At 38.9% G+C, this 23698-nt stretch carries 26 protein-coding genes; 7 read left to right on the forward strand and 19 right to left on the reverse strand.

Annotated elements, in window-relative coordinates; all coding sequences use genetic code 11:
* Positions 1-29: 29 nt before the first annotated feature.
* Positions 30-1067: a polysaccharide deacetylase family protein gene (locus EU510_RS18835; RefSeq protein ID WP_149594709.1), complete on the forward strand. Its 1038-nt coding sequence runs from the start codon at positions 30-32 to the stop codon at positions 1065-1067.
* On the opposite strand, the gene EU510_RS18840 is transcribed toward EU510_RS18835, so the two are convergent.
* The 13 genes from EU510_RS18840 to EU510_RS18900 all read right to left on the reverse strand — a co-directional run bounded on the left by EU510_RS18840 (position 1057) and on the right by EU510_RS18900 (position 13141).
* On the reverse strand, positions 1057-2088 hold the full coding sequence (locus EU510_RS18840; RefSeq protein WP_149594710.1) for a chemotaxis response regulator protein-glutamate methylesterase: 1032 nt from the start codon (positions 2086-2088) through the stop codon (positions 1057-1059). The genes EU510_RS18835 and EU510_RS18840 overlap by 11 nt on opposite strands.
* 8 nt (positions 2089-2096) lie before the next feature.
* A complete protein-coding gene (gene cheD / locus EU510_RS18845; RefSeq protein WP_039489124.1) occupies positions 2097-2714 on the reverse strand; it encodes a chemoreceptor glutamine deamidase CheD in 618 nt (205 codons plus the stop codon).
* Positions 2704-3528 carry a CheR family methyltransferase gene (locus EU510_RS18850; RefSeq protein ID WP_149594711.1) on the reverse strand — a complete coding sequence of 275 codons (825 nt, stop codon included), beginning with the start codon at positions 3526-3528 and terminating at the stop codon, positions 2704-2706. The genes cheD and EU510_RS18850 overlap by 11 nt, the downstream gene beginning before the upstream one ends.
* Before the next feature lie 83 nt (positions 3529-3611).
* Positions 3612-5918, reverse strand: a complete 2307-nt coding sequence (locus tag EU510_RS18855) for a methyl-accepting chemotaxis protein (RefSeq protein WP_149594712.1) — start codon at positions 5916-5918, stop codon at positions 3612-3614.
* A gap of 45 nt (positions 5919-5963) precedes the next feature.
* Entirely contained in the window at positions 5964-6449 is a 486-nt protein-coding gene (locus EU510_RS18860) for a chemotaxis protein CheW (RefSeq protein ID WP_149594713.1), read from the reverse strand.
* Entirely contained in the window at positions 6446-8536 is a 2091-nt protein-coding gene (locus EU510_RS18865; RefSeq protein WP_149594714.1) for a chemotaxis protein CheA, read from the reverse strand. Before EU510_RS18865 ends, EU510_RS18860 begins: the two co-directional genes overlap by 4 nt.
* 10 nt (positions 8537-8546) lie before the next feature.
* Positions 8547-8909 (reverse strand): response regulator, encoded by a 363-nt coding sequence (locus EU510_RS18870; protein ID WP_002959593.1) that lies wholly within the window; start codon positions 8907-8909, stop codon positions 8547-8549.
* Between the two features lie 8 nt (positions 8910-8917).
* Positions 8918-9190 (reverse strand): STAS domain-containing protein, encoded by a 273-nt coding sequence (locus EU510_RS18875; protein WP_149594715.1) that lies wholly within the window; start codon positions 9188-9190, stop codon positions 8918-8920.
* A 152-nt stretch (positions 9191-9342) separates the two neighbouring features.
* Positions 9343-9960, reverse strand: a complete 618-nt coding sequence (locus EU510_RS18880) for an SCO family protein (protein WP_149594716.1) — start codon at positions 9958-9960, stop codon at positions 9343-9345.
* The gene (gene cyoE / locus EU510_RS18885; protein ID WP_149594717.1) at positions 9957-10886 is read right to left on the reverse strand and encodes a heme o synthase; all 930 of its coding nucleotides are present in this window, start codon (positions 10884-10886) and stop codon (positions 9957-9959) included. Before cyoE ends, EU510_RS18880 begins: the two co-directional genes overlap by 4 nt.
* A gap of 12 nt (positions 10887-10898) precedes the next feature.
* Positions 10899-11888 carry a COX15/CtaA family protein gene (locus EU510_RS18890; RefSeq protein ID WP_149594718.1) on the reverse strand — a complete coding sequence of 330 codons (990 nt, stop codon included), beginning with the start codon at positions 11886-11888 and terminating at the stop codon, positions 10899-10901.
* Positions 11889-11916: 28 nt separating this feature from the next.
* Entirely contained in the window at positions 11917-12411 is a 495-nt protein-coding gene (locus EU510_RS18895; protein ID WP_149594719.1) for a transmembrane cytochrome oxidase associated protein, read from the reverse strand.
* Positions 12401-13141, reverse strand: a complete 741-nt coding sequence (locus EU510_RS18900) for an SURF1 family protein (RefSeq protein WP_149594720.1) — start codon at positions 13139-13141, stop codon at positions 12401-12403. The genes EU510_RS18895 and EU510_RS18900 overlap by 11 nt, the downstream gene beginning before the upstream one ends.
* 14 nt (positions 13142-13155) lie before the next feature.
* Here EU510_RS18900 and EU510_RS20140 point away from each other — a divergent pair, with 14 nt between their 5' ends.
* Entirely contained in the window at positions 13156-13464 is a 309-nt protein-coding gene (locus EU510_RS20140; protein ID WP_149594721.1) for a DUF2909 family protein, read from the forward strand.
* Here the strand turns inward: EU510_RS20140 and EU510_RS18910 are convergent.
* From EU510_RS18910 to lexA, 5 genes are all read right to left on the reverse strand, one after another.
* Positions 13367-14242 (reverse strand): cytochrome c oxidase subunit 3, encoded by an 876-nt coding sequence (locus tag EU510_RS18910; protein WP_002959610.1) that lies wholly within the window; start codon positions 14240-14242, stop codon positions 13367-13369. The genes EU510_RS20140 and EU510_RS18910 overlap by 98 nt on opposite strands.
* Positions 14243-14277: 35 nt before the next feature.
* Entirely contained in the window at positions 14278-14808 is a 531-nt protein-coding gene (locus tag EU510_RS18915; protein WP_149594722.1) for a cytochrome c oxidase assembly protein, read from the reverse strand.
* Positions 14808-16400, reverse strand: a complete 1593-nt coding sequence (ctaD, locus tag EU510_RS18920; RefSeq protein ID WP_149594723.1) for a cytochrome c oxidase subunit I — start codon at positions 16398-16400, stop codon at positions 14808-14810. The genes EU510_RS18915 and ctaD overlap by 1 nt, the downstream gene beginning before the upstream one ends.
* Positions 16400-17542: a cytochrome c oxidase subunit II gene (coxB, locus tag EU510_RS18925; RefSeq protein WP_149594724.1), complete on the reverse strand. Its 1143-nt coding sequence runs from the start codon at positions 17540-17542 to the stop codon at positions 16400-16402. Before coxB ends, ctaD begins: the two co-directional genes overlap by 1 nt.
* Positions 17543-18025: 483 nt before the next feature.
* A complete protein-coding gene (gene lexA / locus EU510_RS18930) occupies positions 18026-18643 on the reverse strand; it encodes a transcriptional repressor LexA (protein WP_149594725.1) in 618 nt (205 codons plus the stop codon).
* A 167-nt stretch (positions 18644-18810) separates the two neighbouring features.
* Between lexA and EU510_RS18935 the strand changes: the two genes are divergently transcribed.
* The gene (locus tag EU510_RS18935) at positions 18811-19251 is read left to right on the forward strand and encodes a PaaI family thioesterase (RefSeq protein ID WP_024599638.1); all 441 of its coding nucleotides are present in this window, start codon (positions 18811-18813) and stop codon (positions 19249-19251) included.
* On the opposite strand, the gene EU510_RS18940 is transcribed toward EU510_RS18935, so the two are convergent.
* On the reverse strand, positions 19252-19632 hold the full coding sequence (locus EU510_RS18940) for a hypothetical protein (RefSeq protein ID WP_149594742.1): 381 nt from the start codon (positions 19630-19632) through the stop codon (positions 19252-19254).
* A 313-nt stretch (positions 19633-19945) separates the two neighbouring features.
* On the opposite strand from EU510_RS18940, the gene EU510_RS18945 reads away from it, so the two are divergent.
* The 4 genes from EU510_RS18945 to EU510_RS18960 all read left to right on the forward strand — a co-directional run bounded on the left by EU510_RS18945 (position 19946) and on the right by EU510_RS18960 (position 23644).
* Positions 19946-20671: a hypothetical protein gene (locus EU510_RS18945; RefSeq protein ID WP_149594726.1), complete on the forward strand. Its 726-nt coding sequence runs from the start codon at positions 19946-19948 to the stop codon at positions 20669-20671.
* Positions 20672-20888: 217 nt separating this feature from the next.
* On the forward strand, positions 20889-21542 hold the full coding sequence (locus tag EU510_RS18950) for an endonuclease (protein WP_149594727.1): 654 nt from the start codon (positions 20889-20891) through the stop codon (positions 21540-21542).
* 93 nt (positions 21543-21635) lie between these two features.
* Positions 21636-23258 carry a S41 family peptidase gene (locus EU510_RS18955; protein WP_149594728.1) on the forward strand — a complete coding sequence of 541 codons (1623 nt, stop codon included), beginning with the start codon at positions 21636-21638 and terminating at the stop codon, positions 23256-23258.
* On the forward strand, positions 23258-23644 hold the full coding sequence (locus tag EU510_RS18960) for a hypothetical protein (RefSeq protein ID WP_149594729.1): 387 nt from the start codon (positions 23258-23260) through the stop codon (positions 23642-23644). The genes EU510_RS18955 and EU510_RS18960 overlap by 1 nt, the downstream gene beginning before the upstream one ends.
* The last annotated feature ends 54 nt before the right edge of the window (positions 23645-23698 follow it).

Here is a 23698-nt window from a genome sequence, read left to right on the forward strand (position 1 = left end):
AACAGCAAGCTTTTATGGTGTGCCTTATTATGTATAAGAAATTGTTTCATTTAGTATTATTTATCCTCATTGGTGTATCTTTACGGGCTCAAGCAGCCGTTATTTTACAGTATCATCATGTTAGTGAAACCCTACCCGCAGTAACGAGCGTTAGCGCAAATACATTTACGGAGCATTTAAGCTATTTAAAAGAGCACAACTTTAATGTTATTCCTCTTAATGAATTAATTAGCGCGCTTCAACAAGGTGAAACTTTACCTGATAAAACACTCGCCATCACCTTTGATGATGGTTATAACAATAACTATGAACAAGCCGCGCCTATTTTAGAAAAGTTTGGCTACCCGTACACTATCTTTGTAAATCCTAAATTAATAGACGAAGGCATGAGTTACGTAATGGGGTGGGATAAGCTTAAAGAGTTATCTAAAAAAGGGGCATTAATAGCCAATCATAGCGGGCAACATGATTACTTACACCTTAAGCTTGAAAACGAAACCGATGCACAATGGCAATCACGTATTAAGCAAGATATTCTTAGCTCTCAAAAGCGCATAAAAGAAGAAATAGGCCACGATTATAAATACTTAGCATACCCGTATGGTGAGTTTAATAACGAGTTGCAAGCACTCGTGACAGAGCTTGGTTTTGTGGGTATTGGCCAACACTCAGGCGCTGTAAATAAAGATTCTAATTTTAGCCGCTTACCGCGTTTTCCTGCATCAGGCTTTTACAGTAAACTAGAAACCCTTATTACTAAGCTTAACTCACGCGCGTTTAATATCACCAATTTAACTTATCAAGATAGCGTTACACAGCAAAATCCACCCACGCTCACAATTGAATTTAAGATGGGTGATTTTCATAAGAGCCAATTTGCCTGTTATGTATCAAGCGTAGGCCAAGCAGATTTAAAATGGATAACTAAAAATACTGTCGAAATCACCTCACCAAAGGTGCTTAATAAAGGGCGTTCTCGTTTTAATTGCACAGCCCCTTCTATTTCAAGCCCTGGTGATTACTTTTGGTTTTCGCAGCCTTGGGTAATCCAAGCGCCTAAACCTTAACGGCCTGATGTAAAAGCCGCTGGGTTACTTTATCCAGCGCAACTATCTCGTTAGCTGCATTTAGCTCAGCAGCAGCCTTAGGCATACCCCATACCACAGACGAGTACTCATCTTGAGCCAAGGTATATGCTCCGCTTTGTTTTAGTGCAAGCAACCCTTTTGCGCCATCACTCCCCATTCCTGTTAGTATGGCTGCAACTACGTTTTTAGCCCCAGTTTCGACTAATGAGTTAAACAACACATCTACCGCAGGTTTATGTCTGTTCACCGGCTCGCCATCATCAAGCTGGCAATACAGGCTAACACCTCGTTTTTTAATACTTAAATGAAACCCTCCCGGTGCTATATAAGCCCAGCCCGCGCTAAGCTTATCGCCATGTTCAGCCTCTTTCACATTTATCGTGCATGTACGATTCATTCGCTCAGCAAATGAAGCGCTAAACACAGGAGGAATATGCTGAGTAATTACAATGGGCGGGCAATTTTGTGGCATTTTAATAAGCACTTCTTTTATAGCCTCAGTCCCTCCCGTTGAAGCACCTACCGCTATTACTTTATTAAGTAAAAACTGAGAATGAGTATTAATAGGCTCATTTGTTACGACCGTTTTTTTATAGCTTCTTACTCTTGCTCCAGCAGCTATTCGCACCTTTTGTTGGACAAGTGATGCATATTGGCTCAATTGCTCTCTTACGTTATTAGTAGGCTTAGCTATAAAATCAACAGCCCCTAATTCGAGTGCTTCGAGTGTAATAGGAGAGCCTTTTTGCGTCAGAGTTGAAATCATCACGACTGGCATTGGCCTTAATCGCATTAAATTTTTTAAAAAACTAATACCATCCATTTTTGGCATTTCTACGTCGAGCGTTAATACATCAGGACTGAGTTTTTTTATCATTTCGCGAGCTTCATAGGGATCCTCTGCGCTCCCCACTACTGTAATGTCTTTAGCTTGTTGTAATATTTCAGTGAGTAAACGCCTAATCAAAGGGGAGTCGTCAATTATTAATACTTTAATCATGCATACTCCTAAAACAGCTCTATATCGGTTACTACTTCTTGCTTTTTAAGGTTTTGTAAGTAACGGACTTCGCGTTTTTCAATCGTATTATTATGTAGGTTTTTAAGTTTTTTCATATGAACTTTACCGGTGTTCGGATGAAAAAATATTTTTCGTGGCCATGGTCCACCCATATCGTGGGCAACTAGATTTAATGCCTCTTCTTTAATATACGCCGCTGCAAAACTAATATTACCCAGCCCTATATCAGTCATCGCACTAATAATTTTACCCCCGCCAAAAAGTTTTACTTTTAGGTTACACCGAGACGCGCCATTTTTTAAAACTTCGTTTATAAGATACTCCATAGCCCAATTACCGTAGCGACAACTTAAACTATGCGCATTTTTAAGTTCTACTCCCTTTTGAATTGGTAACATAAAGTGATTCATCCCGCCAATACCTAGTACTTCATCGTATACACAAGCCGCAATACACGAACCCAGAACAGTAGAGATCAGTTCATTATTTTTAGAAACATAAAACTCACCCGGAAGTACTTTAGCAACAACGCTACCTCGGCCCGAATCCCAATATCGTTTAATATGTTCAAAGTTAGGTAATACCGGCCTAAACTCAGCGTGCATTTTGTCCCTTTTGGTACATAGTTTTCCCTAAATTTTTGAATTGCGAATGCTCTTTACCCATACTTTCTGAGTGACCTAAAAACAAATAACCTTGTTCATTTAATATATTGGCGTAGCGCTTAAAAAGCTGATCTTTTGTTTCTTTATCAAAGTAAATAACAACATTACGACATAAAATAAGATCAAATGATCCTTTCATTGGCCAATCTTGTAATAAGTTTAAACGCTTGAAAGAAATAGACTCTTTTAGTTTATCTCTAACTTTATAGTTTTCACCGTCTTTACTTTTTGAAAACCAACGCTTAAGTTGCACGTCATCTAAGCCGTTAACATTCGCTGCGGTGTAAATACCTTTTTGTGCTTTTGCCAATACATTAGAATCTAAATCGGTTGCTAGTATTTTTACATCCCAATTGCTCGGAAATGCATTATTTAAAGTCATCGCCAAGCTGTAGGGCTCTTCCCCTGTGGAGCAACCTGCAGACCAGATTCTTACTCGTTTACTGTTTTTATTGGCCTTTAAAAGAGCCGGTACAAGCTCAGATTTTATAAATTCAAAATGATGTATTTCACGAAAAAAAGACGTTAAGTTCGTTGTTATTGCATTAATAAAGGCATCAAACTCCTGATCTTTATGGCTATTCAGATACTCTAAGTAAGCTTTAAAATCAGTTAATTTACGCTCCCTAATACGTCTTGCTAAGCGTGAATAAACCATCTCTCGCTTATGCTCCCCTAATACAATTCCACATGCGCTGTAAACTAAGCTGGCAATTTCTTTAAAGTCGTGGTCGGTACACAAAAACTCTTTCATTGTTCGCTCTCAATTAAACCTAACGCTAACAAGTAGTGCCTCGCTGTAACTATTTATTAGACGAGGCATAAAAAGGATAAATATTAAAACTCTTCCCACTCATCAGTTGAGTCTACAAAGTTATCGCCCCTGGGCTTATTACTCACAAAACGACTTTGCGGCTTATGAGATAGTTCAGGGGTTCGCATAGTTGATGACATCATTGTCATCTCTTGCTGATCTACTGAGAAAAAGTTAAGTAATCGACGCATCTCATTAGCTTGCTCAGCCATAGACTCACCAGCGGCAGAGGCTTGCTCTACTAGAGCGGCATTTTGTTGCGTCATTTCGTCCATTTGAGAAATAGCTTTATTAACTTGCTCAATACCTGCACTTTGTTCTTCAGATGCCTCTGTAATATCAGAAATCATTTGCGTCACTCTTTGCACCGACACAACAATCTCTTTAAGTGTAGCGCCCGACTCATTAACTAATTGAGAGCCATCAGCTACTTTGCCTACACTATCTCGTATTAACTCTTTAATTTCTTTCGCTGCTCCCGCAGAGCGCTGCGCTAAGTTACGAACCTCACCTGCAACAACCGCAAAGCCTCGCCCTTGTTCACCCGCTCTTGCTGCCTCTACTGCGGCATTAAGCGCTAATAAGTTCGTTTGAAACGCTATTTCGTCTATTACACCGATAATATCTGCAATTTTTTTGCTCGACTCATTAATTGCCGACATGCTCGTAACTGCTCTATTAACAACTTCACCACCTTGAATTGCTTTTTCACAGGTTTCTTCTGCCAAGTCGTTTGCTACTTTTGCGTTATCAGCATTTTGACGAACGGTACTGGTCATTTCCTCCATACTTGAAGCGGTTTCTTCGAGTGACGAGGCTTGCTCTTCTGTACGTTGGCTTAAATCAGCATTACCTTGAGAGATCTCCTCTGCACCACTGGCTACTAACGTTGCCGATGAATTTATGCGATTAATCACTTCTGTTAATTTATCTGCTGTTGCATTTGCGTCGCGTTTAAGCTTATCAAAAGAACCTTTGTATTCTTTTTCAATACGTTTTGATAAATCACCACTTGCCATCGCATCGAGCATATTGCCAGTGTCGGCAACGGCATCATCAACTATTTTAACTAAGCTATTTAACCCTTGAGCCAAACGTAAAAAGAACCCTTCCTTCCCATCTTCCGCTACTCTTGTATCTAATTCGCCATTACCTGCAGCGCCAATAAGCTCAGCGATTTCTTTTTCAAGCGCAACTTCATTAGTTCTATCTTCCCACTCAACAATGGTGCCTAAATGCTTTCCGTCTTGGCTGATCCAAGGTGAAGCAATCAAGGTAAAATTGACACCAGCTAACAGTAGCTCGGCTTTATAGGGCTTATCTAGGTTTTTTAATAATTCACGTTGGTGATTAGGGTGCTTATGAAAATCATCAACACAGGTGCCAATTAAATTATCAACAGAAAAGCTCGGCAATACGGTTTGTAATTCTTTTTCGCGGACTTTTAGCATTTGTTGAACACGGTCGTTCACAAATACTATATTAAGGTTTTCATCAGCAATCATTACGTTTGCTTGGCAAACTTTAAGCGCATTTGCTAAATCAGCGGCTTTGCGAGATTCTTTTTCAAGCTCTTTTTGTTCAGTAATATCAGATGCATATTTAATTACTTTAAACGGCTTGCCGTTCATATCATAAATTGGATTATAAGATGCTTGAATCCAGACCTCCTGACCCTGCTTTCCTATTCTTAAATATTCCCCTGAATCAAATTCACCGCGACCTAGTTTGGCCCAAAATTCTTTATATTCGATACTATTTGCATGTTCGGGTTCAATAAAAAGCCTATGGTGCTGACCTTTAATCTCGCTAAGTTGATAGCCAAGCGCGTTTAAAAAGTTATCATTGGCATCAATAATAGTGCCATCTAAATTAAATTCGATAACCGCTTGAGATTTACTTATAGCACTAATTTGCCCTGAAGCTTCTGCTGCTATTAACTTTTGCTCAGTCACGTCGGTGGCAAACTTAACCACTTTTAATACTTGCCCTTGTTCATCAACAATGGGGTTATAAGTTGCTTGGATCCATACCTCAGCTCCACCTTTTGCATTACGCTTAAACTCATCTGAGATAAACTCGCCATTACGCAGGCGTTGCCAAAAGTTTTTATAATCGTTGCTCTGAGCTTCATCTGGTTCAACAAACATAGAGTGATGCTGGCCTTGAACCTCTTCAAGACGATAGCCCATCGCGTTTAGAAAATTCATATTTGCAGTAATTATTTTTCCGTTAGGTTCAAACTCAATCACCGCTAATGATTTATTCAATGCGTCTACAATTAAATCATTACTTGATTTTGACTGCTTTGGATTACTAAACCATCCCATGCTCATCACCACCTTTAAGTTTATTGTTCATTTAGTTTCTATTTGCTAAATATTCATTGTTTTTTGCAGGTCAATTAGCGCTACCATTTTTTCACCAACATTCACCAACCCAGCTACATATTCACAATTATTCGATTCAGATAAACTAGGAACCGCTTTCGCATCTTGCTCCGCAATACTGTAAACATCAGAGACGGCATCAACAGCAACACCTATAATTTTACTACCTAGTTCAAACTCTATTTTGACAACGATAACCACCGTTAATGGCCCATAGTCGACACTTGGCAATCCAAAGCGCAACCGTAAATCTATAATTGGCACTATTGTTCCGCGTAAATTAATAACACCTTTTACAAATTCAGGTGCATTGGGCAGTACTGTAATTTCTTCCCAACTGCGAATTTCTTGTACTGTTAAAATATCAACGCCGTATTCTTCATCAGCCATAATAAAAGTTAAAAACTGTTTTACACCTTGCTGTTGCTGAAGATTTAATTGGTTACTTAACTGGCTTTTATCTGAGCTCATAACGCCTCCAAGGTGGCTTGCGTTTCAATAGTTAGCTCTTGGCTACCTGGCTTTTTTAAGCCTGAGAGCTTTATTAAACCGCTAATGTCCACAATCAGCGATACACGCCCATCGCCTAAAATGGTAGCACCCGATACACCATCCACTTTATGGTAGTTAGCCTCTAAACTTTTAATAACAACCTGTTGTTGAGACAGTAAATCATCTACTAATAAACCCACCTTTTGGTTATCTGTTTCTACAACAACAAGCAACGTTTTATCGAGTGATTCAATGGCATTTTTATGATTAAAAATATCGTAGAGCCTTAATATAGGAATGTATTCGTCTCGAAGCCTCAATACATCAAGGCTTTTACCCACTCGACTCACTTTTGCAATATCAATTTGCAGTGACTCCACAATAGAAATGAGCGGAATAATATAAGTATGCTGAGCCACCTTAACTAATTGCCCATCTAAAATAGCGAGAGTAAGTGGTAATCTAATAGTAAACGTAGAACCAACACCGGGCGCTGAGGTTACTTCCACTGAGCCATTTAATGATTGAATATTTCGCTTAACAACATCCATCCCAACTCCACGTCCAGATAAGTCACTTACCTCATCCATTGTCGAAAAGCCGGGCATAAAAATAAGCTCATTTATTTCATCGTCACTGAGATGGTTATCAGCTGAGATTAATTCGTTAGCGATGGCTTTTTCTTTTATTTTTTTTGTATTTAAGCCTTGCCCATCATCCATTATTTCAATAACAATGTTTCCACCCTGATGAAATGCATTTAAGGTTACTGTGCCAATGGGATCTTTACCTGCCGCCAGCCTTTGCTCAACAGTCTCTAACCCATGATCAAGTGAGTTCCTTACTAAATGCACCATAGGGTCAGATATTTTTTCCATTACTGTTTTATCAAGCTCGGTTTGCTCTCCAATCAGCTTTAGCTCAACCTGCTTATTTAGCTTTTGCGCTATATCTCGCACTAATCGAGGAAAACGACTAAATACAAAATTAATTGGCAGCATACGAATACGCATCACATTTTCTTGTAAATCACGCGTATTATGTGCAAGTTGTGCTAAGCCTTCTTGTAGTAAAGTGATTGTGGCTGGTGTGATTTCTTGTTCGCTGAGTTGATTTAGCATGGCTTGTGTAATAACAAGTTCGCCAACCATGTTTATTAACGAATCAACTTTATCAATACCAACTCGAATGGAGGTAGACTCTGGTGTACTTGCAGGTTTTTTATCTTTATTAGCAGCGGGTTGCTTTGGCTTACTAGGTAGCTCAGCTACTTTTATTAAATCGGATGTTTCAAGCTCAACAGCTTTAGATATCTCATCTTGATTAGGTTGTATTAGCTCATCATTGCCAAATAAGCCTCCACATAGTTCAACTTTTATGTCGGCATCATCTTCAACCCATTCAAACACTTCTTTTATGGCTTTTTCATCATGGCTGGTGCTTAAAAAAAAGCGCCAATGTAAAAAACATTCATCACTACTTAAGTCGGTGATTTCTGGAACTTCATCGTAAAATACAGTGGTTTCTAACTCGCCTAGCTCTTCAAGCTCACTGATCATATACAGTGGCTCGTTTCCTGTTTTAAATAAATGATGATGAGGTTTAAAGTCTATTTGATAGGTATTACTACTTGTTTGCTCTTCACAGCTTTGAGGTTTATTCTCTTGTGCTTCGTTTGTCATTCCAAGTACATGTTCAAATTGTACTTTTAACAAATCTGCTTCGGTTAAATCTGGCTCTTGTTCACCTTGAAGTGCAGCAAGTAAAGCGCGTAAGCAATCCACAGCTTTGAGTAATAAATTAACATGCTCGGTACTAAGCTCTCGTTCGCCTTGGCGAATTTGATCTAGTAGTGTTTCAAGTACATGAGTAAAGTCAGCAACGGAGCTAAAACCAAATGTCCCACTGCCTCCTTTTATTGAGTGAGCAGCTCTAAAAATAGTGTTCATAGTTTCTAAATCTTCCTCACCTGGCACTAAGTTTAATAGCTCAGCCTCCATGGTATCTAGGCCTTCAAAACTCTCTTCAAAGAAAACTTCAAAAAATTGACTTAAATCTATACTCACACTGCGCTCCTTAGCGAATAACTTTTTTAATTACCGCTAGTAGCTGATCGGGATTAAATGGTTTAACAATCCAACCTGTTGCCCCAGCAGCTTTACCTTCTACTTTTTTTTCTAAACCCGACTCGGTTGTAAGCATCAGTAGTGGTGTAAATTTATAACTAGGCAAAGTACGCAGCTCTCGTATTAATGTAATTCCATCCATTATTGGCATGTTTACATCTGAGATCACGGCATCAAAGTCTTGCTGCTTGGCAATAGCGAGAGCTTCACTGCCATCTTTAGCTTCGGTTACATCAAACCCTGCGGTTTTTAATGTAAAACTTACCATTTGACGCATCGATGCTGAGTCATCAACCGCTAAAATTCTTTTCATATATACCCCTAACTTTTACTTTCGATTGTTAAGTATTGGCTTAAGCCAAGTTTATTAATTGTATGTGTTAAGGCCTCGCTACTGCCTACCCAAATGATTTTGTGCTGTATGGTAAGTAGGTGTTTTTGTAAGGCGCATAAAAGTTGAATTGAGGCTGTATCAGCAGAAATTACATCGTTAATATCAAGACAGATATCATCGTTGCTATTGAGTTCGTGCAGTAAATCTTGATGCAGTGTTTCAACTTGCGTGATAGCAAGTTCGCTCGGAAGTTTTAGCATTTAGTAAGTGCATTCCCTGTCAATTCAATTCATAACAAAAGCTTAGCCCTAGTTATTAAAATTGCCATAAAATGCTTAATTAAATTTAAATCGTCGTTAAAAAACAAAAAAAGGAGCCTAAAGCTCCTTTAAAATTGGTAAAAAGTAAAAAACTAGTTTTTATAGTAATCAGCTATTTTTTTAAACTCTTTAGTTAAAGTAGTCGCATTAATTAATGGCACACTACCTTGTTTAAACTCGGGTTTAAAAATAGCTCTAACTGCTCCATTTTTATTAACCATAGCGACCGAGGCACTATGATCAACTGCATATTCTGATTCACTACTATCGCTAATGGCGTAAATTAAACCAAGCTCTCTAACAACAGGAAAAAGGTGTTTATGCTCCCCCGATACAGCTAAAAAGTCAGGATTAAAGTAATCTATATATTGCTTTCGTTTAGCTGGTGTATCGCGTTTTGGATCAACCGATAAAAACCAAACTTGCAGCGGGTAATCTGCTTGTAAGTTTTTATAAACAGCATTTAACTTAGCAAGGGTTAATGGACAAATATCTGGACAGCTTGTATAGCCTAAAAATACTAAGTTCCACTGTCCTAAAAATTGTTGCTTAGTCACTAATTCGCCGCGCTGATCGTTTAGCGTAAAATCAGACAGTGGCTTTGCATTCTCGTAAACTAATGCATCTACATCTGGCGGACTATTTTCATTTGAACATGCCGATAAAAATAAAACTAAAATAACAATTAATCCAAGCCATAACTGCTTCATAAAGGGAGCCATTTATCTATAAATAAGATTACAAAGAGTACCATTAAATGAATAATCGAAAAACGAAATAAGTCCATTGCAGTCTCATCATTTCCAGCAGTTTTTAATTTGACCGCCTTATATATAAACACGGCATTTAATACACATGCACCTATCAAATATATTAATCCAGACATACCAATTAAATAAGGTAATACACAAACTACAGCGAGTAAAACAGAGTAAGCAACAACACACGTTTTACAAAAATCGATGCCATGGGTTACTGGTAACATGGGGATTTTAGCGCGTTCGTAATCACTTTTTCGTGCTATAGCCAGTGCCCAAAAGTGTGGCGGAGTCCATGTAAATATTATCATTACGAGTAACCAAGGGGCTGCTGCCATTTGGTTTGTTTCTGACACCCAACCTAATAATGGAGGCATTGCGCCAGCCAACCCACCTATAACAATATTTTGCGGCGTTGCACGCTTTAAAAATGATGTATAAACAAATGCATAACCTACCAATGCAAATAACGTTAATATAGCGGTTAAGGTATTAGCCCACACCATTAGCATAATAAAACCAGCAACCCCAATAACAGCTGCAAAACTAAGTGCATGTGTTTTACTTAAACGCCCTTTAGCCACAGGGCGATGACGAGTCCTTGCCATTTTTGAGTCTATCTCACTATCAACCACATGATTAATAACCGCTGCAGCAGCAGAAAGTAGCCCAATACCTAACAAGCTAATAAACTGTACGACCATACCGCGCCCTACATCGGGAGCCAACGCTAAACCAACCCAAGCTGTTAGCACCAACATGGCTACCACTTTAAATTTACTAATTGCTAAGTAGTCTTGCAGCAAGTTATGTGCACGCGAAATTAGCGATTGAGTATTAACGGGTAGCAGTATTTTTTTATCAATTATAAGTGCCATTATATTTCCCCTTTATGTGCGTGATTTTAGGTAATAACACAACCTAACCATGCTTAATAACAGTATGGCTGCCATCAAGTTATGCGCCAGTGCAACTCCCAATGGAATATGCCAATGTACTAATATAAGCCCTAAGCTAATTTGGCAAAGCAGGGTCAGTAATACGCTCACAACGCAATTTTTAATTTTTTTAGAGTACGCTTGGCTGTATATTTTCCACATAATTAGCGCCAGAACAATGCAAGTAACCAATGCCCAAATGCGGTGTAATAAATGAATAGACATACGCGCTTGCTGCGATAACACACCAAATTCATAATTACTGTGCTCAAGTGGTAATTGAAATACGCTACTCAATGAAAACGGTTGTGCGTAATTACACAATGGCAAACCACTACAATGCGGAGCGGCGTAATTTGCAGCCAGCCAACCACCAAGAGCAATTTGGATAATTAATACACTGAGTGCTACTAAACTTAAACCAAAATAGCGTTTTGCGCTGCTATCGCCACCCATAATAGGTTTTGCGGTTAGCCGTAAATATAAAAGCGTTATAAGTGACAAAATACTAAAGCCACCTAATAAATGGCCCATTACAATAAGCGGCTGAAGATTCATGGTTACTGTCCACATACCAAGGGCAGCCTGAAACACCACGAGTAGAAGTAAAGCCAAAGGCAATTTAACTGGCGTAGTTGGATATTGGCGTTTTAAAAAAGCCAACACAAATAAACCTAAAATAAGTAAGCCTAAAGCACCTGCAAAGTAGCGATGAATCATTTCTTTCCACGCTTTTGCGGTTTCGAACATCATATCGGGATAGCTTTGAGTTGCTAAGGCTATGTCAGCCTCATGCTTAGGTACCGTTAAAAAGCCATAACAACCAGGCCAATCGGGGCACCCTAAACCCGCATCACTTAAGCGGGTGTACGCACCCAAAGCAACTACAATCAAAGCGAGTAATCCTGTTATTAATACTAAGTTTTTATAATTTTTATACATCAGATACTCCAACTTAAGCTCAACTTAATTAGCTAGAACGAGAATAGTTAAGTAATTTTTTCAGATCTTTTAATAACCCTTTTTGTACTAAACGGTTTTCTTGTGGCTCGGCCTTAAAGGGATATTCAAGTACCACTAATCCCATATGATCAATTAAATATAAACTTGCAGGATTTAAACTCTGTTGCTCGGTAATAATTTTCCATGGTAGATTTTTATTGTCGAGGCTTCCCATTACGGCCATATCAACCTTGCCTTGGTTTTTACCAAGTGCCACATATAAATTATTAAGTGCATTGAGCTGTTCGCTGCATGGGGTGTTACATTCGTTTGAATAATTAAGTGCAATAGTCCATTGCTTGGGATTATTTTTCGGCCAATTTTTAAGTTTTATTTCTTGGCTTAAAAACTCGCCATTATTAGTAATTGCAGTAGGCAACCAATCAAACTTTAATGCGCCATATGCCAAAACCAATGGGATTGCGCAGCAACCTATAAACAACAAAAGGGGATTATTTTTCATTATGTGTCCTTTTTTTACTCGCAAAAATAGCCACAACAGCACATGCGACAGCAATTAAAAACCATTGCACAGCGTAGGCATTATGCTTTTGAGGGCTCATAACAACTGCCTCATAATGAGGTGTTGCAATCTCATCACCAGTACCTTGTCTGTAAGCCATAAAATTAATTAATGATTGCTGGCTTTGAGTGCTCAGCATATTCAAGTCGATAGATTGGATTCTTGTAGGTAGGTCGTTATTTGTAGTTTTATCTTCAAGCGTAAAGCTACTTAAGTTATTTTCTTTTATTTGCGCCTTAAGAATAAAAACACCTGTAGGCAGAGTAACCTTTGGCAGTGTATCTCTAGATATAGGTGCTTTTACCCATCCTAAATTAACTAAAATCACTTTTTCTTCGTTGTCTGGCTTTAGTAAAGTAAGTAGGTCGTACCCTACTTGTCCGTTATAAACTTGATTGTCTAAAAGCCAATATTGGTTTTGTACAAACCGCCCTTTTAACTCAACCAATACACCTGTTTTGTTCCAGCTATCAGGCAGGTTAAGTAATTGAGACCAGCTCATCACACCACGAGTCTGTTGATTAGCAATAGCGGTTAGTTGCTGCTGTTTTTGCTCGCCTCGCTCCAACTGCCAAAACCCTAATCGCACACACACAAGTACAACAACCACAACCATACAAAGTGTGATTAGTGAGCTAAGCTTTTGTTTGTGCCATAAAACTAACTGCATAAAGGGTCAACCCAGTGATTATTAAAATTATTATCGTACTGTTGTTAATATTTATACTTTTTAACTTATTTAGAGCATTGTTTATTATGGTGTCAGGGAAAACTGAGGGACGACCTATGTCTCACTTTTTAGGTCGTCGCGTATTGTTTTCGGTCGTTGTTTTAGTTGTTGTTATTGCAGCGCTTAAATTTGGTTTTATTAAAGCAAATAATTCGCCAATAAACGCTACAGCACATATACAAATACAAACAAACACAGCCACACCACATCAACAAAGTGCCAATACCAAGCAGCTGCTTGAAAAGCAAAATGCTTATCTTTAGTAAAGTGCCCTTTTAATATCCGTAAAAATATTACAAATAAAAGTACGGTTCCTAGCGTTACATGCATGCCATGAAAACCAGTCAATAAAAAGAACGTATTACCGTAAATACCCGCATCTAGCGTTAGGTTAAGGTCATTATATGCATGCATGTACTCCTCAACTTGCAGCCCTAAAAAGCAAACGCCCAATAAAATAGTAGCGCCTAAAAAAACTTTAAGTGGAGTGCGTTTATTGTTTTCCATCGCTACGTGGGCAAAATGTAAAGTAACTGAGGAAGTAAGCAGTATTAAGGTATTTATAAGCGGCAAGCCTTGCCAGCCCATAGCCTGGGTAGTTTCGCCAGCAGGTGTTGAAACTAGCGGCCAAACAGCTTCGAAAGTTGGCCATAATACCTCGTTAGTCATTGCATTATTGCCTGCGCCTCCAAGCCAAGGTACCGACAATACCCGTGCATAAAAAAGCGCACCAAAAAAGGCCATAAAAAACATAACTTCAGAAAAAATAAACCAGCTCATACCTTGTCTAAAAGAGCGATCCATTTGTGCTGAGTACAAACCTTGGTCCGACTCACTAATTACATTTTTAAACCAGCTAAACAACATATACACAAGTACAGCAATACCGGCATAAAGCAGATAAACCCCGCTACCACCTTCTTTACCTACACTCATAACTGTTAAGCCAGCCCCTACTGCAATAAAAAACAATGCAACAGCACCTACAATAGGCCACGGGCTTTGCTCAGGGACGTAATAATGCTCATATTCTTGATTCATTTTATTTACTCCTAGTTTCACACTAGTTTAAAAAGCTAGTTATTACTTGCCACCAGCTGTTCACTAATATCAAATACGGTATAAGATAAAGTTAATTCTTCAATGTCGCTTGGCAGTGCGGTATCAACATAAAAAAGTAACTTAAATTCAAGCTCTTCCCCTGCTTTTAGAGGTTGCTGATCAAAGCAAAAACAGGCTATTTTATGTAAATACTTTGCCGCTTTACCTGGCGAGACTGATGGTACAGCTTGCATTACTTTATCTAGGTTGCTGTTATTTTTAGCACTAAACATTACTTCACGCATTGCACCGGGTTTTACCACTACACTGTATTCTTTTGATTTAACTTCAAACGGTGCACCACTTTGTGCGTGAGTAGTAAAGCTAACGCCAACGTCTCGGTTTTGTACTATTTGTGTACTTTGCTCTGCTTGCTCAAGCGAAGGCTTTCCATTAAGCCCTGTTACATCACAAAACACGTCATACAAAGGTACTAAAGCGAAGGCAAAGGCAAACATGCCTATGCAAATAAGTACCAAACGTTTGAGTAGCGGTGCGTGTATCATTACTTAATAACCGGCGGCGTAGAAAAAGTATGATATGGCGCTGGAGAGTCAACTTCCCACTCAAGTCCTTCTGCCCCTTCCCATACTTTTGCAGGCACTTTATCACCGCCACGCGCGCATTTAATTACCACAGCTACAAACAACAATTGCGATAAACCAAAGGCAAACCCACCAATACTTATGATTGCATTAAAGTCGGCAAATTGAAGAGCGTAATCGGGAATCCGACGCGGCATACCGGCAAGCCCTACAAAATGCATAGGAAAAAACAATACGTTCACACTCACCAGCGATAGCCAAAAATGCCATTTAGCTAGCGTGATATTAAACATATTGCCCATCCACTTGGGCAGCCAGTAATAAGCCCCTGCCATTATCGAAAATACAGCCCCTGTTACTAATACATAATGAAAATGTGCCACTACAAAATAAGTATCGTGATATTGAAAATCAGCAGGTGTAATTGCCAGCATCAATCCCGAAAAACCACCCAAGGTAAACAGCACAATAAACGCAATACTAAAAAGCATTGGCACTTCAAAAGTTATTGAGCCTTTCCACATTGTGGCAACCCAATTAAATACTTTTACTCCTGTAGGTACCGATATAAGCATGGTCGCGTACATAAAAAACAACTCGCCAGCGACCGGCATCCCAGTGGTAAACATATGATGAGCCCATACAATAAAGCTCAATAGTGCTATGGAGGATGTGGCGTATACCATTGAGGCATAGCCAAAAAGTTTTTTACGAGAAAAGGTAGGTACTATTGTAGATATAATGCCAAAGGCAGGAAGAATCATTATGTATACTTCGGGATGACCAAAAAACCAAAAAATGTGTTGGAACATCACCGGGTCGCCACCGCCTGCGGCATCAAAAAAGCTGGTCGCAAAATACTTATCGGTAAGTACCATAGTGACAGCCCCTGCAAGCACTGGCATTACCGCTATTAATAAAAAGGCAGTAATTAACCACGTCCATACAAATAAGGGCAACTTCATCCATGTCATGCCGGGGGCACGTAAGTTCACTATGGTTACAATCACATTGATTGCGCCCATTATTGAACTAATCCCCATAATATGTACGGCAAATACAAACAATGCAGTATTATCGTTACTGTATGTTGTAGACAGTGGTGCATAAAAAGTCCAACCAAATGCAGGACCCCCACCAGGCATAAATAACGATGCCAATAGGATTAAAAACGCAAACGGTAAAATCCAAAAGCTCCAGTTATTCATTCTTGGCAATGCCATATCTGGCGCGCCAATCATGAGTGGTATCATCCAGTTAGCGAGGCCTGTAAAGGCTGGCATTACCGCACCAAACACCATAATTAAACCATGCACTGTGGTCATTTGATTAAAAAAGTGAGGGTCGACCAACTGTAAACCTGGTTGAAATAACTCAGCTCTGATCACCATGGCCATTGCGCCACCAATTAAGAACATGGTCAGCGAAAAAATTAAATATAAACTACCTATATCTTTATGATTAGTTGTGTAAAGCCAGCGTTTAAAACCTTTAGCTGGGTGATGAGCATGATGAGCTTCATTGGCGTTAGGTTGTTCTACTATGCTACTCATTAGTTCGCCTCCACTTTAGCATCAAGTGCTGTCTGTATTTGACTCGGTTGAATAACATCACCCGTATCATTACCCCACGCATTACGTTTATAAGTAACAACCGCAGCTAATTGCTTTATAGATAACTGCTTGGCAAAAGCTTGCATTGCCGTACCGGGTCGTCCATGGATAACTACATCAATGTGATCTTTTATATCGCCAAGCACTATCGGGCTGCCTTTAAGTGCAGGAAATACACCCGGTAACCCCATGCCCGTAGGCTGATGGCACGCTGCACAATTAGCCATATATACTTGTTCGCCTAAAGTCATTAGTTCTTCTTTTGGGAGGGTTTTATCAAGTAATGCGGCATCTGCTAATGCTGCTTTTTGTTTAGCCTGCTTTGCATCTGCAAGCCATGTTTTAAAATCAGCCTCAGATTTAGCGACCACCACAACGGGCATAAAGCCATGATCTTTACCACACAACTCAGCACATTGGCCTCGGTAAGTACCTTCTTCGTTTATATTCGTCCATGTTTCGTTTATAAAGCCGGGATTCGCATCTTTTTTAACTGCAAAATCAGGTACCCACCAAGAGTGAATAACATCGTCAGAAGTCATTAAAAATCGTACTTTTTGATTTATTGGCAGTACAAGAGGTTTATCAACCTCAAGTAAGTAGTTAGGATTTTTATCTGCAAGATTTGTGATTTCATCTTGCGGGGTAGATAAAATAGAGTAGAACTCTACATCTTCACCCATATATTCATAATGCCATTTCCATTGCGAACCCGTAATTTTAATAGTGAGATCAGCTTTGCTGGCATCTTCCATTGCAATTAGGGTTTTAGTAGCTGGTACTGCCATAGCAATTAAAATAACAAACGGAATTGCAGTCCAAAGTATTTCTACTTTAGTGCTTTCGTGAAATTGGGCAGGTACAGCCCCTTTAGATTTACGGTGATGAATAAGTGCCCAAAACATAATTGCGAACACTATCACCCCAATCACACAACATATTATAAATATGGTCATGTGCAGCTGATATACATTATTGCTTATATCGGTTACGCCTTTGCGCATATTGTATTGGCTGTTAGCCAAAACTGGGTGCGAAAAAACACATAATATAAGCCACAAGGTAGAGGTCAGTTTACCCATGTGATGGCTCCTTTGATGCTATTGCGAATGCAAAGCGAAGAGGCATACGGCTTAAACGCCAATTCGTTATTTTTATTTTTTTAGCCAATCTCATTTAATATTGATTGGTTTTGCTGCGCCAACAACGGGTTTGTGTATATTGTGTGTTCTCAAAACTAAAAAGCTGTGAGTTATTATTAGCTCAGCACATTAACAATTAGCTAAAAAATGAACAACAAGCAAGTTTTAGTATAAAAAACAACCAGGTGATATTTGATAATTAATAAAAGATCAGTAATCAGCCAGGCAACAGGAAGTTCAAAAAACGAGAAAAACAAAGGGGTTTAACGCATTCGGAGAGGGAGAATATAAGTGCAAAAAAGTTTACAGCTTAAATAGTCAGTGGGCTGTTTACGCCCTATTTTTAGTACAAATTTTAAAACAAAAATGCGTACTAATTAGTACGCATTTATAAAACTGCTTGTTTAAAAGCTATTTTTAAAGTCACATCCAATCAGCGTTTCTTATAACGCCAACGGCTAAGCCTTCAATATTAAAAGACTCATTCTCAAGATCTACTTCAATAGAGTTAAAATCGTCGTTTTCAGCATGAAGTAATACTTTACGACCCGCTTTCTCAAGACGTTTTACAGTTACGTCTTCGTCTAGGCGGGCAACAACAACTTGTCCGTTTTCAGCGGTTTGAGTACGATGTACAGCAAGTAAATCACCATCCATAATACCAATATCTTTCATGCTCATACCATTAACGCGTAGTAAAAAATCTGCAGCCGGTTTAAACATTAATGGATCGATTTTACAGTGACTTTCAACGTGCTCTTGCGCCAAAATAGGTGAACCAGCAGCAACACGCCCTATAAGCGGTAAACCTAATTGTTCTGGCTCTTCTTCTTCAATTAATTGAATACCACGGCTTGCACCTGGCTTCATTTTAATTGCACCTTTTTTAGCAAGTGCTTTTAAATGTTCTTCAGCAGCATTGGCACTTTTAAAACCTAATGTTTGCGCTATTTCAGCACGTGTAGGAGGCATACCAGTGTCTTTAATAAAAACTTTAATTAGTTCGAGTATTTGAGCTTGGCGGTTCGTTAATGGTCGCATACAACTGGTTTTCCATACAGTACATTTAACTGTGAGTATATACAGTTAAATAAAAATCGCAAATTTAAATTAAGCCTTAAAATAGCTAAAGTAATTTCACTTGTGTACATTTTAGGGATATAACTAAAGCTAAGTTTATAAATGATTAAAAAGGCAAAGGAGTCGTTATGAGTATTTGGTATCAACCTATTACTTTAGAGTTTTGTAAACAGCTAGATGAAGGTATAAACGGTCAAGGTACGCTGATGAAAACTATGGGGATAGAAATCACAGAAATTGGCGATGATTACTTGGTTGCCACAATGCCGGCAATTCCTGAGCATCATAATCCTATGGGGATGGTTCACGGCGGTGCTAACGTTGTACTTGCCGAAACAGTTGCCAGCTATGCCGCTAACTTTGTTGTCGATTTTACAAAATTTTACTGCGTGGGGCAGGAAATTAGCGCAAGTCATTTAAAAGCATCTCGCAACGGCACTTTAACAGCAACGGCTAGAGCATTTCATATAGGTAAACGTAGTTCAGTATGGGAAATAAAAATTACAAATAGCCGCAATGAGCTGTGCTGCGTATCAAAAATGACCGCAGCAGTCGTAGAGCGAAGATAGTTACTTTTCGAGTGGGTAAATGGTAATTTCCATACCCGCACCAATCGCAGATATACGCAATAATGTATCTGCATCTAAAGCTTGGTTAAAGCACTTAGGAGAAGTACCTGATTCAAAACCAATATCAAACGTTCTACGTGAACAGCTTAACCATTGTTTTAGCGCGTTACGCGAACACGATTCAATAAGCTCACATATATGGTTTATGGCTTTATCAGGTGTGCTAACCTCACCTGTAGCTTCAATACGCGCTAATTGACGGTATTCGTCTTTGTCATAATGTAAAATCGTCGCGACTTTTTTCAAGTCCGCCACTAGCAAACTAATATCTTGCTTTGATTCAAGCTCAAGATCTACATTTAAAAATTGAATTTCCGACATCGTTTCGTATTTATCCTCTAATAATTTCATTGCAAACTTTAACGCAGTTTTACCGTTATACCAAATCAACTATGCCCTATTAACCACTTTATATGGATATTTCGCAGCTTTTAAGTATTTTTTAGCATTTAAAGCTAGCTGGATATCAAGCATTCAGCTCAATTAAACAGATAAGTCATGTTAGCAATTTAAGTGTAATCTTTTTTATTTTTAAATGATTACAGTAAGCTATAGTTTAAACTGCGACAAAATGTCGCAGTAACTTATCCCATTAATGTAATAAACTAGCTTCTAAAAATAATAAGACTAAAACATGAATAAAAAAATATTTAAACATGCTCGCAAGTTACATAAATGGTTAGGTTATTTGTTAGCACTACAAATTTTAGCATGGTTACTAGGTGGTTTAATTATGAGTGCAATCCCTCTTGATAAAGTTCATGGGGAGCATCTTGCTACACGTACTCTCAATAATCCATTTACGCAGGCTGATTATGTTGCTTCCCTTGACGATATTGCCTCTCAGGTGGTTAATCCAACACAAATAATTTTTGAGAACTTCTTAACTACACCACTTATTACTGTCTTTGGTAATAACGAACAGCAAAGCTTCAATGGTATAACAGGCCGACCATTTGAACCGCCAACTAAAATACAAATTACCGCAAATGCTAAAGCACACTTACTTATTGATGCTCACGTTACAAGCGCCGTACTACTAAAGCAAGGTACGCGAGAAGTTGGATATAAAACCAATGTTTGGCGGGTACAATTTGACGACACATTTAACACAACACTGTACTTGTCAGAAAATAACGGCAAAGTTGTTACCGTTCGCAGCACGCTATGGCGAATATTCGACTTTTTTTGGATGTTACATATTATGGATTACGATGAGCGAGAGGATTTTAATAATCCACTGCTTATTAGTTTTGCAGCAACCAGCGTACTTTTTTGCCTAAGTGGAATATTACTACTTATACAAAATATACGACTAAAACGATTTATCAGAATTAACAGTAAGAATAAATCAAAGTAATAATTTGGTTTTTGAGAGTTAGCGTCCTTTCATCAAAAAGTAAATAAGTCCTAGGAAGTACCGTGGATGAAATTTCATTTGCAATACAAATCATCATATTGAGTAAAAAATTAATCAGGCACTTTTTAGTAATTTTAGCGTAGGCCTTAAGTTAACTTTATCTTTTATCTTCAAGGCTTTAAACTGCCTATTCCTGTAGTTCACATTTGTGATGGATATGACTCGATTTATTCTGGCCTTATTGGCTTGTTGTGTGTGCGTTTCGGTATCGGCCGAACAATTTACCCGTTTTTCAACCGCTAAAAGACATTTAATTAAAACCCTACCTGATAACGCTAAAAGCATTTACTGCGGCTGTGATATTAAAAAAGAAGGTAAAAAACTAACCCCCGATCCGACTAACTGTGGTTACATTCCTAGAAACACCCTTACCCGCTCAGGCAAAGTAAATGTACGAGCTCTTCGTATTGAATGGGAGCACATTGTTCCGGCGTGGGAATTTGGTCACCAGCTACAATGCTGGCAAGATGGCGGGCGTAAAAACTGCCGTAAAGTAAGTGCTAAATTTAGAAAAATGGAAGCTGATATAAATAACTTAGCGCCAGCTATTGGCGAAATTAATGCCGATCGCTCTAATTATCGTTTTGGTATGCTTAGCGAAAACGCAACACAATATGGCCGCTGCGAAGTAAAAGTAAATTTTAAGCAACGTGTAGTTGAACCGCCTGTTTATGCACGTAAACGTATCGCCGACACTTACGCTTATATGCAAAAAACATACGGTTTAAAAATATCAGACAAACAACAAAAATTATTTAACGCCTGGAAGAAGCAAGCATTTGCCGATACGAGTAGTGCGAGCAAGCTTTAACACTCATTTACATAAATCAAAGTTATAAATGTTGAATAAATAAGCGAGTGTTGTAATATTTTAAACAACTTATTTACAAAAAAGCCCTTAATTATGTTTAAAAATAATAAAACCTCGCTTGCCATTTTTGTAGCACTTTCGGGCTTTGCTCTAACAGGTTGTGGCGGCGGTAGCGGTATCGACGGTGCTCCTGTAGTTACCACACCTATAGTTACAACACCAGTTAGTAGCAGTCCAACATGGACTGCGGGGGTATTTGAACCCTCTAACGATTTAAAAAACTTTTGCGAAACCCCGCGTACGGGTAACGATCCCTTTAATAACAACGAGCCTTACCCAGATCAAGCCGGTTCTGCCCTTTACGAAAAACTCTGGCTTCGCTCTTGGAGCGACGAAACCTACCTTTGGTATGATGAGATTGCCGATAACGATCCTGAAAGCTTTGCCACAGTAGCCGATTATTTTGCCCAATTAAAAACAGAGCAGCTTACCGACTCAGGTGCAAAAAAAGATAACTTTCATTTTTCAGAACCTACTGAAGATTACTTTCAAGAAGCGCAATCGGGCGTTACTTCTGGTTACGGTATAAATTGGGCGTTTATTGGCGATACAGCCGATCGTATTTTACGTGTTGCTTATCTTGAAGATGATTCTCCAGCTAGCAATAAAGGCTTTCAGCGCGGTGATACCGTACTTTCAGTTGACGGCGTTAGCATTAATACCAATACAGAGTCGGGTGTAGACACACTTAACGAAGGTTTATTTAGCCCAGCTAACGGCGATTCACATACTATTGTTGTACGCAGTAACGATGGCGCCGAAAAAACATTTAATGTAACCGCTGGCAATATTGAGCAAACACCTGTTCAAAATGTTAAAACGATTCCGACTGCAAATGGCTCAAGCGTGGGTTACATGCAATTTAATAGCCATATAAGTATTGCCCAAGAAGGCCTTATTGCTGCGGTAAATAAGTTTAAAACCGATGGTATTGATGAGCTTGTAATAGACTTTAGATATAACGGCGGCGGTTTATTAGCACTGTCGGCGCAATTGGCTTATATGGTTGCCGGTAATGCTAACGTGAACAACCGCTTTTATTATCAAACCCAACAAAACGATAAACAGCCCGTTGATTCGCCTTTTCCATTTATTGATGAAGAAATAGATTACTCTACTTTTTTTAGTACTGGAGAAAGCCTACCCGATTTAAACCTATCAAAGGTTTATGTATTAAGCACATCAGGTACCTGTTCGGCATCAGAAGCTTTTATCAATGGTTTAAAAGGTATAGACGCAGAAGTTATTTTAATTGGCGACACAACCTGCGGTAAGCCGTATGGCTTTACCCCAACTCATAACTGCGCAACAACCTATTACACTATTCAATTTAGTGGCGTAAATAGTAAAGGATTTGGTGAATACGCTGCAGGTTTTACACCAACCTCTACGCCACAGTTTGATGCCGATGTACAAGGCTGTGAGATTGAGGACGACTTTGATCACCAATTAGGCGATAGTAACGAAGCTGTTTTAGCCACTGCATTATTTCATGTCGAAAATGGCAGTTGTCCAATTAGAACGGCTACTGTAGCAAAAACAGAGCCAGCAAACTTTTCAAGCTCACGTGAATCAATCGCTCCTTTAAACGTACCTTCGCAATTTACACTGCGCAATATGGACTTAACGTGGCCAACACTGAGTGAGGAAAGGTAATGGCTAAATTATTACTCCCATTAGCTACATTACTCGCTTTAGGCGGATGCCAAGGTGTAAAAGATACCAGTATAAATAGTCAGCCAGCTAAACCCGCTATATTAACGAGTGTTAACCCTAGCGTTGTTGCAACACTACAACAGGCAATTCAACAAGCTAAGGGAGGCGCATTAGTAACGCTTGCCGATTCGGTATTTACTAAGCGCAGTGAGTTACTAATAGATCACGCAATGAGTAAAAGGCCTGATGGTAGAGTAATTATGGGCGCGCATAATATAAAATCTGAGAAGTTTATTTTGCAACTACGTAATAACCAATGCGAGCTTTACTATCCTAAAAAAGAACTTACTACAGTACTTGAAGGTGTTACCTGTAAAGAATTATAAGGCACTTTAAAGTTTATAAAAAAGGCGCGCAGCATATCGCTGCACGCCTTTTTC

The organism is Pseudoalteromonas sp. FUC4 (genome assembly GCF_008370255.1).
In the GTDB taxonomy this organism is placed as follows: Bacteria; Pseudomonadota; Gammaproteobacteria; order Enterobacterales; family Alteromonadaceae; genus Pseudoalteromonas.

Excerpts from the sequence above, each read along its gene's own strand:
- EU510_RS18835 (WP_149594709.1), top strand. The coding sequence starts at position 30 with ATGTATAAGAAATTGTTTCATTTAGTATTATTTATCCTCATTGGTGTA.
- EU510_RS18840 (WP_149594710.1), bottom strand. The coding sequence starts at position 2,088 with ATGATTAAAGTATTAATAATTGACGACTCCCCTTTGATTAGGCGTTTA.
- cheD (WP_039489124.1), bottom strand. The coding sequence starts at position 2,714 with ATGCACGCTGAGTTTAGGCCGGTATTACCTAACTTTGAACATATTAAA.
- EU510_RS18850 (WP_149594711.1), bottom strand. The coding sequence starts at position 3,528 with ATGAAAGAGTTTTTGTGTACCGACCACGACTTTAAAGAAATTGCCAGC.
- EU510_RS18855 (WP_149594712.1), bottom strand. The coding sequence starts at position 5,918 with ATGGGATGGTTTAGTAATCCAAAGCAGTCAAAATCAAGTAATGATTTA.
- EU510_RS18860 (WP_149594713.1), bottom strand. The coding sequence starts at position 6,449 with ATGAGCTCAGATAAAAGCCAGTTAAGTAACCAATTAAATCTTCAGCAA.
- EU510_RS18870 (WP_002959593.1), bottom strand. The coding sequence starts at position 8,909 with ATGAAAAGAATTTTAGCGGTTGATGACTCAGCATCGATGCGTCAAATG.
- EU510_RS18875 (WP_149594715.1), bottom strand. The coding sequence starts at position 9,190 with ATGCTAAAACTTCCGAGCGAACTTGCTATCACGCAAGTTGAAACACTG.
- EU510_RS18880 (WP_149594716.1), bottom strand. The coding sequence starts at position 9,960 with ATGAAGCAGTTATGGCTTGGATTAATTGTTATTTTAGTTTTATTTTTA.
- cyoE (WP_149594717.1), bottom strand. The coding sequence starts at position 10,886 with ATGGCACTTATAATTGATAAAAAAATACTGCTACCCGTTAATACTCAA.
- EU510_RS18890 (WP_149594718.1), bottom strand. The coding sequence starts at position 11,888 with ATGTATAAAAATTATAAAAACTTAGTATTAATAACAGGATTACTCGCT.
- EU510_RS18895 (WP_149594719.1), bottom strand. The coding sequence starts at position 12,411 with ATGAAAAATAATCCCCTTTTGTTGTTTATAGGTTGCTGCGCAATCCCA.
- EU510_RS18900 (WP_149594720.1), bottom strand. The coding sequence starts at position 13,141 with ATGCAGTTAGTTTTATGGCACAAACAAAAGCTTAGCTCACTAATCACA.
- EU510_RS18910 (WP_002959610.1), bottom strand. The coding sequence starts at position 14,242 with ATGAATCAAGAATATGAGCATTATTACGTCCCTGAGCAAAGCCCGTGG.
- EU510_RS18915 (WP_149594722.1), bottom strand. The coding sequence starts at position 14,808 with ATGATACACGCACCGCTACTCAAACGTTTGGTACTTATTTGCATAGGC.
- ctaD (WP_149594723.1), bottom strand. The coding sequence starts at position 16,400 with ATGAGTAGCATAGTAGAACAACCTAACGCCAATGAAGCTCATCATGCT.
- coxB (WP_149594724.1), bottom strand. The coding sequence starts at position 17,542 with ATGGGTAAACTGACCTCTACCTTGTGGCTTATATTATGTGTTTTTTCG.
- lexA (WP_149594725.1), bottom strand. The coding sequence starts at position 18,643 with ATGCGACCATTAACGAACCGCCAAGCTCAAATACTCGAACTAATTAAA.
- EU510_RS18935 (WP_024599638.1), top strand. The coding sequence starts at position 18,811 with ATGAGTATTTGGTATCAACCTATTACTTTAGAGTTTTGTAAACAGCTA.
- EU510_RS18940 (WP_149594742.1), bottom strand. The coding sequence starts at position 19,632 with ATGTCGGAAATTCAATTTTTAAATGTAGATCTTGAGCTTGAATCAAAG.
- EU510_RS18945 (WP_149594726.1), top strand. The coding sequence starts at position 19,946 with ATGAATAAAAAAATATTTAAACATGCTCGCAAGTTACATAAATGGTTA.
- EU510_RS18950 (WP_149594727.1), top strand. The coding sequence starts at position 20,889 with ATGACTCGATTTATTCTGGCCTTATTGGCTTGTTGTGTGTGCGTTTCG.
- EU510_RS18955 (WP_149594728.1), top strand. The coding sequence starts at position 21,636 with ATGTTTAAAAATAATAAAACCTCGCTTGCCATTTTTGTAGCACTTTCG.
- EU510_RS18960 (WP_149594729.1), top strand. The coding sequence starts at position 23,258 with ATGGCTAAATTATTACTCCCATTAGCTACATTACTCGCTTTAGGCGGA.